Here is a 14,685-nt window from a genome sequence, read left to right on the forward strand (position 1 = left end):
CTCATGTCGCTCACGTGTCCATGATCCCCAGGGCCACGACGCCAGCCGCGCTCCCGACCAGCACCTCACCCGTCGCCGGCTCGAAGGCCGCGCAGTGCAGTGAGGCGTCCACTCGGACCTCGGCGATCTGCCGCTGCTCGTCGAGCGACCACACGCGCACCGTCCCGTCCGCCGCAGCCGACACGAGGCGGTCCTCGTCGCCCATGAAGCCCAGCATGAGGATGCGGCCCGTGTGACCGGAGAGGTGGGAGGTGAACCGGTCCGTCCCCAGATGCCGTACCGCAATGTCTCCGGTTCCCGACCCGACCGCCACGCGGTTGCCCGGACCGTCCACGGTGACGGCGCGAGCCCATCCGCTGGGGCTGCTGAACCGGCTTCTGAAATCCCCGGTGGGGGCGTGCCACACGCGCACCGAGCCGTCACCACCGCAGGCAACCAGGACGTCTCCGCTGTCGTCGAACGAGAGCGACCGCAGCCGACCGGCGTGCACGTCCTGAGTCCACAACAGCGTCCCCGTGGGGAGGTCCCAGCACCGGATGTGTCCGTCACCCGTGCTCGCAGCGATACGAGGCCTCGAACGGGCCATCGCCACAGCCCACGTTCGCGGAGTGTCCTGGTTCAAGGTGAGCGACCAGGCCGGGTCAGGCAGTGACCAGACCCTGACCGCCCCGTCGCCGCAAGCCGCGGCGACGTGCTCCTCGCCGCAGGCCAGGGACCAGACGCGTCCATGGGCGGCGGGCAGCCGCCGGCCGACCGCTGCCGTCACTGTGTCGACGACGGCGACGCCGCCGTCCCCGTCACCGACCACAGCGGTACGTCCGCCGGCCGCGAACTGCGTGGACCACACGGTGTTCGAGCCACCGACCAGGGTCCTGAGCCTGCCCTTCCCCACGGCCCAGACACGGACAGCGCCGTCCTCGCACCCGGCGACCACGGTGCCGTCACCCGTTCTGGCGAGTGAGCGCACCCAGTCGACGCCCTGCGGGAGCTGTGTCTCACCTACGGGCGTCTCCGCCGAGAACGCCTGGATCCTCGGCTCCTCGGTCGCGGCGACGAGGACGTCGTCATGCGGGGACAAGGCGACGGCGCGCACGCGCGCCTTGAGGCCGGTGATCCGGCGGACAAGCGCGAGTTTTCCGTCGGCCGTGTCCCACAAAGCTGCGGAACGGTCACCAGAGCCCGAGGCCAAGAGGGAGGAGCCGGGGGCGAAGGACACGGAGCGGACCCAATCCTGGTGCTCCGCACGTTCGTCGAGGAGGCGGCCGGTGCGCAGGTCGAAGAGTCGGACGAACTCGTCCTCTCCGGCCACGGCCACGAGCGAGTCGGAGTCCCCGCCGATCGCCACGGACCAGACGGGGGTGCCGGCGGCCCGCATCGTACGCAGGAGCACCAGCCGCTCCAGGTCCCACGCGCATACGGCTCCGTCCTCGGCACCGGAGACGAGGACCGGGTCGGCTGAGGAGAAGGCGAGGCTGCGGATGCGGCGGTTGTGCCCGGGCAGCACCCCGACGGGTTCGCCGGTGTCCGTGCGCCACAGTCGGATCGCTCCGTCGTCCCCCGCTGAGGCGAGAACCATCCCGTCCGCGGAGAGCGCAGTGGCGAACACCCACCCGGTATGGGCTTCGTGGGCTCGGAGGAGCCTGCCCGTGTTCAGGTTCCACAGCCTGACCACCCCGTCCTCGCCGCCTGACGCCACGAGGTCGCGGACGGCGGACACGCTGACGACCGCACCGATGTGACCGCGCTCCGTCACCGCCTCGGAGCTCACCTCAGGGGGCGGCATCAGCCACCGCGGGGCGAGCACCGTTCCCTCCCCCGCAGCGCCTGCCAGGGTTCGGGTGGCCTCGGGTGTGGATGCCCGCCGCAGCACGATCGAGAGGGTCGAGGCGATGTCGGCCGGGCTCTCCAGCCCGTTCAGCAGATACCCGGCACCGGTCAGGGCCCGGGCGGTGGCCCACACCTGGTGCTGCGGGTGGCCGGCATCGTGGCGCTCGGGCATGGCGTCGAGCACGGCGGCGTCCGCGGTCAGAGACTGGTGCCCGACCAGTTCGACCTTGCGCATGACGTACGTCGGCGAGGCCAGCAGGCTGACGAGCTCGGCGTCGAGGCCCGCCTCACGCAGGTGGTAGGGGAGGTGACGCCACAGGTATCCCTCGCTATCAGCGAGCGTTTCCCAGGCACCGTCCCTGCTCTGCCGGTACGCCTCGATCAGGGACCGGTGAAGGGTCGCCCACTGGTCGCCGATCAGATGGCGCAGATAGGACCGGAACACGTCGTGCAGCACGATGGCGTTCCGGTCGGCGAGGTAGGCGCCGATCAGGGACCGGTCGGACAGCACCCGGCAGAACTGGCGCACCACGTGAGGGGCCCACCCGTTCGCGGTGCCCCACCAGTGGGTGAGGACCGACATGGGGATCGGCACCGACGGAGGGAACACCGCCAGGGACAGGTACCGGTCTCGCAGGTCAGTGCGGCCGGCGATCGAGACGCTCTCCGCGAGACTGCGGAGGCTGGATTCGAGCGCCTGCCCGATGGCGTTCTTGCGCTGGTCGGAGTCCCAGACGTCGAAAGCCTGAGGGCCGTACGCGCGGATCGCCGCGTTCGTCTCCGTGACGGCGCGGTCGGCCGGGGCGCCGAAACCGACCTCCTGAGAGACGTTCGCGCCGACGATCGACGCGAGGAGCGGCCAGCCCCCGCACACGCCTGCGAGGCGCGCGGCCTCGGCATCGCCGAGGGCACCGACGTTGCGGACGAGCAGCTCGCGGATCTCCCCCGGCGCCATGGGCCCCAGGCGCACGACTCGGGCGGAGCTGGGGCACACGCGCACGTTCCTCGTGGTCACGAGCCGTACGCAGTCCTCGCCGCCGAGCAGGAAGGGGCCGAGGTCGGTGGCGGACCAGACGTTGTCGACGACCAGGAGCGCGCGGCGCCCCTGGAGCAGACGGGCGAGGTGGAAGCCGGCCTGCTCCGGATCGGCAAGTGATGGACGGTTGCCGTCGAGGTGGACGCACAGGTCGGAGATCAGCTCGACGACCCTGGCGGCCGTGCATCCCTCGCCGGTCTCCACCCAGAGGATCTCCGAGAAGGAGTCCCGTACGCGGGGGTCGTGGCACACCTGCGTGGCCAGCGTCGTCTTGCCGAACCCACCCGGGCCGCACAGGGCGACCGTGGCGACGGTGTCGTCCTGCGCCGCCTCACGGAGTACGGAGACGAGCCCTTCGAGATCTTCGGACCTGTGCACCAAGCCGGGCTCCGGAACGGGTATGGGGCGGTATTCGTCCGGCGCCGGCGCGGGCTCAGGCGTCGGAACACCGACGGAGTCCCAGAAGCGCTGCCGCACCTCCGCGTCGCTCCGTTCCAACGCCGTGTCGAGTAACGCCTGGGAGTCCGGTGCGACGACGATCTCCTCGCCCCGGGCCTCCCAGTTGGACACCGTCCGGTCGCTGACGCCGAGGTAGGACGCGAAGCCACGCACGCTCCGTCGCGTCGCGAGCCGCAGAGCACGCGCCTCCCGTCCGGTCCAGCGCTGCACCGTGGCCACCTGAGCTCCTTCGACCGACACCGACGACGGTAACAGGGTAGGGCGGTCTGACCAGCGGCGTAGGGCCTTCGCTGCGACGGGAGTTCAGCACGGATGCAGCACCCGGACCATTCCGGCCAGGTCCGAGCGAGGCACACCCGTCGCCTCGGACAGCGGCGGCGCTGCACCGCGGGTGCGACACCACGACAGCCCTCTGACCAGCGCCGCTCGGCAGTCTTCTCGGCACGGAGCACCACGGCTCCGTGGGCAGTCGAGAGGGGTGGTCACAGCGTGACCGGAACGGAAGAACGACAGGGCGATCCGGGCGACTGGTCCGGAGGGCAGATCGCCTACTACCGGGCGCGAGCCGACGAGTACGACGCCACCTACGGCACCCGCATGGACATGCCGCGGCTCGCGAAGGCCCTGGACTCGCTGCCGGTCGGCGGTGACGTCCTGGAGATCGCCTGCGGCACGGGCCAGTGGACCCGGCTGCTCTCTCACCGGGCCCGCAGCCTGACCGCGCTGGACGCGGCGCCGGAGATGCTCCGCCGGGCCCGCGACCGTATGCGAGGAACCGAGACCCGCTTCATCGAAGCCGACATCTTCGGCTGGGAGCCGGACCGCCAGTACGACACGGTGTTCTTCGCGTTCTGGCTCAGCCACGTGCCGCCGGTGGAGATGGAAGCGTTCTGGAACCTGCTCAGGTGGGCTCTGGTGCCCGGCGGTCGCGTGGTGTTCCTCGACGACTCGCCGGCGAAGGCTGAGATCGAGGACCAGGCAGGAGCGGCGTCCGTGCCGACCGTCCATCGCACCCTCTCTGACGGCTCCCGTCACATGGCCGTGAAGGTGCTCCGAGACTCCACCGAGCTCACCTCCCAGCTGAGCGGTCTGGGTTGGGACGCCCGCGTCGAGGCGATCGACCCGTTCCACCTCGTCGGCGTGGCCCGTGCCAAGGAGGGCTCGTGACCACCGTCAACGGCTACGCGGCCCGGCCCGGCGTCCGAGCCGGCGAGGTGGTGCGCCTGCACATCGCCACCACCGCGCCCCGCTTCCACGTCGACTTCTACCGCTGGGGAGCCGAACCGCAGCACGCGGGGCACGTCGATTGGCCCGGCCGTGCCGCGTCTCCCGGAAACTTCGACGCGGACTGGCAGTGGCCCGCGTACGAGTTCCTCGTGCCCCGGGAGTGGCGGTCCGGTGTCTACATCGCGGTGCTGGGCACGGAGCGCGGCTCCGGCACACCGCCGTTGGATACCCGGGAGGCGCGCATCCTCCTGGTCGTCACCCCCTCCGCGCCCTCCGGCCGCAGGATCCTGTACAAGATCCCGACGTTCACCTACCAGGCGTACAACACGGCGGGCGGCGGCAGCCTCTACAGCGCCGCCCACGTCACGACTCGCCGTCCCGGGGGCGGTGTCGGCGGGCCCGTGAAGGGTCTGGCGGACGCGTACGACCCGTCATCGCCCCGGCAGACGTTCGCCCACTGGGACGCCCCCTTCATCGCCTGGATGGAGCGGAACCGGATCGAGGCCGACTACTGCACCGACCTGGACCTCCACGAGGGGCTGTTTCTGCGCGACGGATACCGCCTCCTGGTCGCCGCCGGTCACGACGAGTACTGGAGCACCGATCTCCGGCGCCACGTGACCGCCTTCCGGGACGCCGGCGGCCACATCGCCAACTTCGGTGCCAACACCTGCTGGTGGCGTGTCGACGTCGCCCCGGGCGGGACGGGGCTGTCCTGCGACAAGTTCCCGCCCGGAGCGCCCGCCGGCACCGACCCGGACAGCTCGTACGGGTGCCCGGACCACTGGTGGGAGTCGGAGCCGGAGAACACCCTCCTGGGTGTGAGCTACCGCAACGGCGGTGGCCACTGGGAAGGCACCCGCGCTTCGCTGGGCTTCGTGGTCACCGACGCCGGCCACTGGGCCTTCGCCGGCACAGAGCTCAGGACCGGAGACAGCCTGGGACACGGCGGAGCGCTGATCGGCTACGAGTGCGACGGCGCGGCGTACGAGTACGACGCCACCGGCCGCCCGCGTCCCACCGGCCAGGACGGGACGCCGAAGGACTTCGAGATCCTCGGCGTCGCCGAGCTCCCCCCGGACTGGAACTTCGCCGCCCGGGAGCCGATGTCCGGCCCCCGGGCCGCCACGCTCGGCGTCTTCACCGCCGGCGGCACGGTCTTCACGGCCGCCACCACCGACTGGGCACGCCTCCTGGCGACCGATCCCCAGGTCGCCACGGTCACCCGCAACGTCATCACCCGGCTCTCCTGACCGAAGGGATGGGATCGTCGTGCCCGCAAACGGAACCAGTAACGTACGACCGCTCGACGTCATCATCGGTGTCAACGGCATCGGTATGGGACACACCGTCCGGCAGAGCGTGATCGCCCAGTACCTCCGCGACCGCGGACATCGGGTCCGGATCGTCACCAACGGCCAGGGCAGGGTCGAGTACTTCCGGGACCTCGGCTTCCCCGCCTGGGACGCCTGGATGCCGACGCTGCTCGCGCGCGGCGACCGGATCCACGCCCGCGACGCCCTGCGCGCGAACATCCGGCAGGCGCCCGGAGGTCTCCTCCGCCACCTCCGGCTGCGCCGGGCCGTCCGGAACAGCGGCGTCCCGGACGTGTTCGTCACCGACTACGAGCCCAACACCCCGCGCTTCGCCTACCACTTCGGTCGGCCGCTCGTCTCCATCGACCAGCAGAGCAAGTACCGGCACCTCGACCTCCCCACCGTCGGCCGGTACGCCCGTACGGCCGACGAGCAACGGCTGCGGTACTTCGCGCCCCGTATGGACCGGTCCTTCATCTGCTCCTACGTCCCGCTGAGTGCCGAGGACCAGAGGGTGGAGTTCATCTCCCCCGTCGTTCCGGATCTCGTCAGGTCGGCACAGGTCACCACCGAGCCCCTCGTCACGGCCTACTTCTCCCGCTACTTCGACCACGGCCCGGAGGAGTCCGTCCGCGAGCTGGCCTCGGTCTTCCGCCGGTCCGTACCGGACCGCACGCTGCGGATCTACGCACAGCCGGCGGAGCTGAGGTCCCTGCGTGGGTACGCAGACACCCGGATCGAGATACGCGCCTTCGACCGCGAGGCGTTCATCGCGGACATGGCCCGTTCCGAGGCCGTCTTCTCCAACGCGGGCTTCAACCTGATCAGCGAGGCCCTCGTCCTCGGCAAACCGGTCCACCTCGTCCCGTTGCCGACCTACGACCAGCACTGGTGCGCCAAGGTCGTCGACGAGGCCGGGCTGGGCACTGCCGCCCCGCGCGTCGAGCGGCGAGCCGTCCTCGACTTCCTCGCGAGGCGGCCGGTGCTCCGCGACAACGTCGTACGCCACCGCGACCTGTACCTCGCAGCTGATCCCCGGGAACGGATCGCCTCGTACCTGGAGAGCCTGCCGGCCGGCGACCGGCCGATGCCCGCGCCGATCGCGGGGTAGTCGACATGCCGACTCCCCCAGTTCCTTCCTACGTGGTGACCACGGCGGTCGTAGCCGCCGCGGTGGCCTGCTACCGATTCGGGGTCTCCCCCGCGGCACGGGCTCTCGCTCGGCGCCCCACGCCACTGGCCATGGGTACGGCCGTCGCGATCATCGCCCCCTTGGCCCTCCGTCCGTCGCCTCTCCCCGAGCAGCTGCGCTGGTTCGTCGTCTCCGTGATCGCCCTCCTCACCTGGCGAGGCGCCACGAGCGACTACGACGTCACGCTGCCCATCGGTCCCCAGCGTCGGGACAGGCTGATCCTCCTGCTCCTCGCCGTCGCGTCCTGCCTCTGGGCTCCCGCCCTGCTGGCGTGGATCGCCGTGTTCTGCGGCAGGCTGCGTGGCTGGCAGCACCACGCGATGATGTCGGTGAGGCTGCTGAAGGGGTACCTCGCCTGGTTCCTCGTGACCGCGGTCCTCACCCCGCCCCCGTCCGACTCCACGGCGGGTCTGGTGCTGGTACTCGGCTGCGTCTCGCTGTCGCACTACGTCAAGCCGGCCTGGAGCAAAGCCCATCTGGGGCCGCGCCCCTGGTCGTGGGCCTGGCACAACCGCACGCACTACCTCATGGCCTCGGCGTATTCCTGGGGCTGGGCGCGATTCCTCCCGTCTAGGACGGTATCCCGGCTCCTGCGCCGGGCGAGTGTCGTGGACCGCCCCGTCAACATCCTCACGATGGTCGTGGAGGCCGTCGGGCTGATCGCCTTCCTCGACCGCCGGCTGCTGATCGCGACCCTGGTGGCGACCGCACTGTTCAACCTCGCCGTCGCGCTCGCCTCCGGCATCCTCTTCTGGGAGAACATCGCCGCCAACATCGGACTCGCAACGGCCTTCGGGTTGCTGCCCGGCGCGGGGGACGACACGGCCTTCGGGTGGCCCGCCGCACTGGTCGCGCTCACCGTGATCCTGCTCAGCACCGCCGACCTGCTGTGGCAGCCCTGGCATCTGGGGTGGTGGGACGCGCCCTTCACCGCCCGCATCCAATGGCAGGTTGAGACGGCCTCCGGCGCGACGCGGGGTCTCTACAACGACTACATGTGCCCGTACGAGCGCGAGTTCGGCCGCGTCGAGGGCTACTTCCTGACGGACGAGCCCGTACTCCACGGCCACCTCGGAATCGTCTGGGACCAGCGGCTCCGGGATCTCCTCGTCCAGGCCTGCAGTGATCCGGACCGGCTACACCAGCTCAAGCAGACCTACGGCCGAACGCACAGAAACGAGGAACGGTCGGCCGAGCACGTCGCTTTCCTGACCGCCATGTTCAACCGGCTCAACGCCGGTACGCGAAAGAGCCCCCTGCCCCGGTGGCTACGTCACCTCAAGGCGCCCGGGGGCCAGCTCTACCGATGGGGCGACCTGCCCGCCTACCGCGGCGAGGAACCCGTCCGCCGCATCACCATCCGCTACGAGGAGCGCTGCTACCTCCCCGAGACCGGCGACTTCGTCCTGCTCGCCGATCACGTCGTACGGGAGATCGACCTCAGCGCTCCGATGACCGACCTGGAGGACTGACTCTCATGCGCAAGATCTTCGTCGACTGCGGCGCCAACCTCGGAATCGTGCTGAAGCGCTTCATGCACGAGCTCCCGGACCACGACTTCTACGCCTTCGAGCCCAACGCGACCCTGCTCCCCTCCATCACGGCCAACGTGGAGCAGGCCCAGCACGCCGACCTGGTCGAGGTGTCCCCGAGTGCTGTGTGGACCGAGGACGGCATGATCGACCTCTTCCTCGGCCACCACGAGAGCTCCACCGTGATGCCCGGCAAGCGGGTACCGCCCGTGTACGACCAGCAGATCGACTACAGCTCCCCCGTCACCGTACCGGCGGTGGACTTCAGTGCCTGGCTCCGCCGGACCGTCACGCCGGAGGACCACGTCGTCGTGAAGATGGACATTGAGGGCGCCGAGTACCCCGTGCTCAGGAAGCTGCTCACCGACGGGACGATCGACCTCGTCTCCGTCCTCTACGTCGAGTGGCACCACGACCGCTTCCCCGCCATGAGCCAGGCCGAGCACGACGAGGTGGCCGCCGCCGTCTCCGCACGCGTCGACGTCCGCCACTGGGACTGACCGGAGTGAGGGGACACGAAGCCATGGACACCAAGCGCATCTACCTGATCAAGCACGGCGAGACGGAGGAGAACCTCCAAGGCATTCACCAGGGCCGCGCGGTCGGCGGCCGGCTCAGCGAGCGCGGACGCGCCGACATACGGCTGGTCGGCGCCTGCCTCGCGGCAGCCGGGGTCACCGTGGATCAGCTACTCGTCAGCCCGATGTCCCGTTGCCGGGAGTCGGCCGAGCTTCTCGCCGCCGCGCTCGCCCTGGCCGATGTCCGCGTCGACGAGCGTCTGGCCGCCAAGGACAGCGGTCACCTCGGGGGCCGTCCCAGGGAACTCGCCGCCGCCGAGGCCGCTCGCCACGGTGTACCTATCCACCAGCTCCGCACGCCGGGCGGCGAGTCGTCGGAGGACGTCCAGGCTCGCTACGTGGGTCTCTGGGACGAGGTCTGCTCCGGGGCACGGCGAACCACCGTCCTCGTCGGGCACGGTGGGGGCATCGCCTGCCTGCTGCTGTGGTTCACCGGGAACGGCTTCGACCGGTACCTCCAGCACGTGCCCGGGTCCGCCGGGGTCACGTGCATGGAGATCGGCGGCCCGGTTCCTCGCGTGCGGCTCATGAACGTCTCGCCCGCGGACCTGCCCGTCCTCCTCCACTCCCGTACCGCCCGATGAGAGTCGGGACGGTACGGGGGCGAGGACGCCTGTCAGGCCTCCGGGGCGCCGCCGAAGCGCTCACGGTAGGACTCCAGGTCCTCCTCCGTGATCTTGGCGAAGAGCACCGGCGGCACCGTGAACGCGGTGCCGGCCGGGACGGTGTCCAGGGACTTGGCCTGGTCGGCGGTCACCCAGGTCGCGGTGTCGTTCTCCAGGGCGAAGGCCCCGCGCATGGCGGCGGCCGACGTCGGGATGAACGGCTCGGAGACGACCGCGTACAGGTGGATCAGGTTCATCGCGGTACGGAGCGTCAGCGCGGCGCCGTCGGCGTCGGTCTTGATCTCCAGCCAGGGGGCCTTCTCCTCCAGGTAGGAGTTGCCCGCAGACCACAGCGCACGCAGGGCAGCGGCAGCCTTGCGGAACTGCAGGGCCTCCATCTGCTCCTCGTACTCGCCGAGCAGCCGTGCGATCTCCTCGCCCAGCTTGGCCTCCGCCTCGCCGGCGGCGTGACCGGCCGGGACGTCGTCACCGAAACGCTTGCGGGAGAACGACAGCACGCGGTTGACGAAGTTGCCGAGGGTGTCCGCCAGGTCCTTGTTCACCGTGGCGGTGAAGTGCTCCCACGTGAAGGAGGAGTCGTCCGACTCGGGGGCGTTGGCGATCAGGAAGTACCGCCAGTAGTCGCCGGGCAGGATCTCCAGGGCCGCGTCGGTGAAGACGCCGCGCTTCTGCGAGGTGGAGAACTTCCCGCCGTAGAACGTCAGCCAGTTGAAGCCCTTGACGACGTCGACCTTCTTCCAGGGCTCGCGCACGCCGAGCTCGGTGGCCGGGAACATCACCGTGTGGAAGGGGACGTTGTCCTTCGCCATGAACTGCGTGTACCGGACGGTGTCGTCGGCCTCGTACCACCACGACTTCCAGTCCCGGGTCTCGCCGTCGGAGGCGGCGTCCGCCCACTCCTTCGTCGCGCCGATGTACTCGATCGGGGCGTCGAACCAGACGTAGAAGACCTTGCCCTCGGCCGCGAGCTCCGGCCAGGTGTCGGCCGGCACCGGGACGCCCCAGTCGAGGTCGCGGGTGATGGCACGGTCGTTCAGGCCCTCGGTCAGCCACTTGCGGGCGATGGACGTGGACAGGTGCGGCCACTCCGCGCTGACGGTGGCGATCCACTCCTCGACCTCGTGCTGGAGCTTCGACTGCAGCAGGAAGAGGTGCTTGGTCTCGCGGACCTCCAGGTCCGTGGAACCGCTGATCGCCGAACGCGGGTTAATCAGGTCGGTCGGGTCGAGCACGCGGGTGCAGTTCTCGCACTGGTCGCCGCGGGCCTTGTCGTAGCCGCAGTGCGGGCAGGTGCCCTCGACGTACCGGTCCGGCAGGAAGCGGCCGTCGACCGGCGAGTACACCTGGCGGATCGCCCGCTCCTCGATGAAGCCGTTCTCGTTCAGCTTGCGCGCGAAGTGCTGGGTGATCTCGACGTTCTGCTGCGAGGAGCTGCGCCCGAAGTAGTCGAAGGCAAGCTCGAACCCGTCGTACACGGCCTTCTGTGCGTCGTGGGCCTGCGCGCAGAACTCGGCGACCGTCAGCCCCGCCTCCTTGGCGGCCAGCTCGGCCGGCGTGCCGTGCTCGTCAGTCGCGCAGATGTAGAGGACGTCGTGACCGCGCTGGCGGAGGTACCGGGAGTACACGTCCGCCGGAAGCATCGACCCGACCATGTTGCCCAGGTGCTTGATCCCGTTGATGTAGGGAAGCGCGCTGGTTACCAGGTGTCGAGCCATCCTTGGATGCTCCATTTCGTACGTATGGCGCCGATGACGCTGCCACGGCGGGCCCAGGTCGGGAGGCCGCAGCCGACGCGATCACTCCGATCGCACGTCGGCGTCACTCAAGGTGACGGAACGGGACTGCAAGCCACCGTCATCGTATCGAACCGGGAGTGGGGCCAGCCCGCGGGTTTTCTCGCCTCTCCTTGCCGTGCCCGAAAAGCACTCGGCCGTCCGAGACAGGCGGCCAAGCGAGTCCCGGACGGCCGAGGCGTTCCCCATCTTACGGCCAGCACACCCGGCAGATCTCACGCCGCGAGTACGTCCCCACCACCCCAACCCCCATCCCGAACCGCAGCGAGGTGGACCGCATGATCAGGAACCACGAGCCCCGTCGACTCCGCGTCGTCGTCATGGGACAGGGATACGTCGGGCTCCCGCTCGCGGTGCGAGCCGCCGAGATGGGGCACAGCGTCGTCAGTCTCGACGTCGACGCCGGCCGGATCAAGCGGCTCGTGGTCGGCGAGTCGTACGTCGAGGACGTCTCGGACAGGCGGCTGGCACCGCTCCTCTCCGCCGGCGTCTTCCAGCCGACCGTCGACCCGGCCGACTGCGCTGGGTTCGACGTGGCGGTCGTCACCGTCCCGACGCCACTGCGCGACGGCGCGCCGGACCTGTCGCACGTCGAGGACGCGGCACGGACGCTCGGCCGCCACCTCACCCGCGGAGCGACCGTCGTCCTGGAGTCGACCACGTACCCCGGGACGACCGAGGAGGTGTTCCGCCCGCTCCTGGAGCGCGGCTCCGGCCTGACCGCCGGCCGGGACTTCCACCTCGGGTACAGCCCGGAGCGCATCGACCCCGGGAACCCCACCTGGACGCTGGAGAACACGCCCAAGGTCGTCTCGGGCATCACCCCGTCCTCCCTGGAGTCGGTCCGCGACTTCTACGCCTCCCTCGTGGACACGGTCGTGCCCGTGGCCAGTTGCAAGGAGGCGGAGCTGACCAAGCTCCTCGAAAACACCTTCCGGCACGTGAACATCGCCCTCGCCAACGAGCTGGCGATCTTCGCCCACGACCTGGGCATCGACGTCTGGGCGGCCATCGACGCCGCGTCCACCAAGCCGTTCGGATTCATGCGCTTCACCCCCGGCCCCGGGGTCGGAGGCCACTGCCTACCCGTCGACCCCTCCTACCTATCGTGGCGGGTCGAACGGACCCTCGGCCAGAACTTCCGCTTCGTCGAGCTGGCGAACGACGTCAACAACCACATGCCCGACTACGTGGTTCGGCGCCTCGTGGCGGGCCTCAACGAACGCGGGAAGCCACTCAAGGGCTCCCGGATCCTGCTGCTCGGTCTGGCGTACAAGGCCAACACCGGGGACGCCCGCGAGACGCCAGCGGCGCGAATCGCCGAACTCCTCACCAGGATGGGCGCCGAGGTCCAGGCCGCCGACCCCCACGTCCTGGACGACGCCCATCCCCGCGCCGCCGGCCTGGAGGGACTTCAGCGGGCCGAGGTGACCCCCGGCCTGCTCGCGTCGGTCGACGCCGTAGTCCTCCTCGCGGACCACGACGCCTTCGACTACCCCCTGATCAGCGCGCACTCCCCGTACGTCCTCGACTGCCGCCGTCGACTCAACGGCGCCCACGTCGACTCTCTCTGATCTCTCTGAAGGGAACCATCGTGAAGATCGTGATCACCGGCGGCGGCGGATTCATCGGCAGCAACCTCGTCCGCGCCCTGACCGAACAGCCCCAGGTCTCCCGACTCCGGGTCGTCGACAACCTCTCCACCGGGGACAAGGCGAACCTCGCCGGCCTCGACGTGGACTTCTTCGAGGGAGACGTCCAGGACGCCGCCCTCCTCGACCGGGCGTTCCGCGGCGCCGACGCCGTCGTCCACCTGGCCGCGCTCCCCTCCGTACCTCGCTCCCTGCGAGACCCCCTGGCCAGCCACCACGCCAACGCGACCGGCACCCTCCAGGTCCTCGAAGCCGCCCGCCGCGCCGGCGGCCCGCACGTGATCGCCGCCTCCTCGTCCTCCGTCTACGGCGCCAACCCCCACCTGCCGAAACACGAGGACCTCGCCTCCGCCCCAATGAGCCCCTACGCGGTCACCAAGCTCACGACGGAGGCATACCTGAGCGCCTACCACCACAGCTTCGACCTGCCGGTCCTCCCCTTCCGCTTCTTCAACGTCTACGGCCCCGGCCAGCGCGCCGACCACGCCTACGCCGCCGTCATCCCAAAGTGGATCAGCGCCGCCCTCGCCGGCCAGCCGGTGACCATCCATGGCGACGGTACCCAGACCCGCGACTTCACCTACGTGGGCACGGTCAGCGACGTCCTCACCGACGCCCTTCTCCGCAAGGTCATGGACCCCCGCCCGGTGAACCTCGCCTTCGGAACCCGCACCTCGCTGCTGGCCCTGATCCAGGAGATCGAGTCGGCGACCGGCCAGCTCGTCGACCAGGAGAATAAAGCCCCACGCGCCGGTGACGTCCCCCACTCTCAGGCGGACAGTGCACGCCTAAAAGCACTGTTCCCCACGGTGACACCACCGCCGATCCAGAAGGGAATCGCGGCGACAGTGGGCTGGTTCCGTTCCGCAATCGAGAGATCGGCCGCAAGGTGAGCGCAATGACCGCCAACCGGCGACGGGACGGCATGAGACGCAATGGACCCTCTCGGCCTGCCATGGAGTGAACCCGTTGCCCAGACATGCTGGGCATGCCTACGCCAGTGGCCGTGCGGGCGGCGGCACAGCCCGCATGACCACCGCGGATGGTGATCAGGCCGATGTCATGGGGGAGCGGACCGACAGCGCACTGGAGCGGGAAAGATCAACAAGCAGGGTCGTCCACCCACTGCTGGCCGCGTCGTTCGCTCGGGCCGCTTGCCGAATTTCATGACCCTGGGGAGGGATATCGTTGGCGAGTCGCCCACACAGGCATGCGACGCCCCGCGTGTGTCCACCCAGTGCTGGCGTGCTCGGCGGCTCGGTGTCCTCCCGCGATAACGGTTGCGTTGCACATCGTCGGGGCGTCCGGGCGTGCTCAAAGGCCGCCCGCGCTCCGACCCGGTCCCGCTCCCACACGGCCCACGGCCGGTCGCCCCGGGCATACGCGCGGGCGTCCGGCGGCATCAGGCCGATGGTGAGGAAGGCGCGGATGCGCTGGAAGGGGCGGC

The 14,685-nt window shown here is 70.0% G+C and carries 10 protein-coding genes; 8 read left to right on the forward strand and 2 right to left on the reverse strand.

Annotated elements, in window-relative coordinates; genetic code table 11:
• Window positions 1–10: 10 nt before the first annotated feature.
• Window positions 11–3,541 (reverse strand): NB-ARC domain-containing protein, encoded by a 3,531-nt coding sequence (locus AB0E19_RS32040; protein ID WP_362186300.1) that lies wholly within the window; start codon window positions 3,539–3,541, stop codon window positions 11–13.
• Window positions 3,542–3,811: 270 nt separating this feature from the next.
• Between AB0E19_RS32040 and AB0E19_RS32045 the strand changes: the two genes are divergently transcribed.
• The 6 genes from AB0E19_RS32045 to AB0E19_RS32070 all read left to right on the forward strand — a co-directional run bounded on the left by AB0E19_RS32045 (window position 3,812) and on the right by AB0E19_RS32070 (window position 9,751).
• Window positions 3,812–4,489, forward strand: coding sequence for a class I SAM-dependent methyltransferase (locus AB0E19_RS32045; protein WP_362186303.1), 678 nt, complete (start codon window positions 3,812–3,814; stop codon window positions 4,487–4,489).
• Window positions 4,486–5,802 carry a N,N-dimethylformamidase beta subunit family domain-containing protein gene (locus tag AB0E19_RS32050; RefSeq protein ID WP_362186306.1) on the forward strand — a complete coding sequence of 439 codons (1,317 nt, stop codon included), beginning with the start codon at window positions 4,486–4,488 and terminating at the stop codon, window positions 5,800–5,802. Before AB0E19_RS32045 ends, AB0E19_RS32050 begins: the two co-directional genes overlap by 4 nt.
• Before the next feature lie 19 nt (window positions 5,803–5,821).
• A complete protein-coding gene (locus AB0E19_RS32055; RefSeq protein WP_362186309.1) occupies window positions 5,822–6,976 on the forward strand; it encodes a glycosyltransferase family protein in 1,155 nt (384 codons plus the stop codon).
• A gap of 161 nt (window positions 6,977–7,137) precedes the next feature.
• Window positions 7,138–8,529, forward strand: coding sequence for a hypothetical protein (locus AB0E19_RS32060; protein WP_362186312.1), 1,392 nt, complete (start codon window positions 7,138–7,140; stop codon window positions 8,527–8,529).
• Window positions 8,530–8,534: 5 nt separating this feature from the next.
• Window positions 8,535–9,089, forward strand: a complete 555-nt coding sequence (locus AB0E19_RS32065; protein WP_362186315.1) for an FkbM family methyltransferase — start codon at window positions 8,535–8,537, stop codon at window positions 9,087–9,089.
• Between the two features lie 23 nt (window positions 9,090–9,112).
• A complete protein-coding gene (locus AB0E19_RS32070) occupies window positions 9,113–9,751 on the forward strand; it encodes a histidine phosphatase family protein (protein WP_362186318.1) in 639 nt (212 codons plus the stop codon).
• Window positions 9,752–9,783: 32 nt separating this feature from the next.
• Here AB0E19_RS32070 and metG read toward each other — a convergent pair whose 3' ends face one another.
• Window positions 9,784–11,508 (reverse strand): methionine--tRNA ligase, encoded by a 1,725-nt coding sequence (gene metG, locus AB0E19_RS32075; RefSeq protein WP_362186321.1) that lies wholly within the window; start codon window positions 11,506–11,508, stop codon window positions 9,784–9,786.
• Window positions 11,509–11,864: 356 nt separating this feature from the next.
• On the opposite strand from metG, the gene AB0E19_RS32080 reads away from it, so the two are divergent.
• Together AB0E19_RS32080 and AB0E19_RS32085 are read left to right on the forward strand one after the other, a co-directional pair.
• A complete protein-coding gene (locus AB0E19_RS32080; protein ID WP_362186324.1) occupies window positions 11,865–13,160 on the forward strand; it encodes a nucleotide sugar dehydrogenase in 1,296 nt (431 codons plus the stop codon).
• A 20-nt stretch (window positions 13,161–13,180) separates the two neighbouring features.
• Window positions 13,181–14,131, forward strand: a complete 951-nt coding sequence (locus AB0E19_RS32085) for an NAD-dependent epimerase/dehydratase family protein (RefSeq protein WP_362186327.1) — start codon at window positions 13,181–13,183, stop codon at window positions 14,129–14,131.
• Window positions 14,132–14,685: the final 554 nt, after the last annotated feature.

The organism is Streptomyces sp. NPDC047974, from assembly GCF_040653375.1.
In the GTDB taxonomy this organism is placed as follows: Bacteria; Actinomycetota; Actinomycetes; order Streptomycetales; family Streptomycetaceae; genus Streptomyces.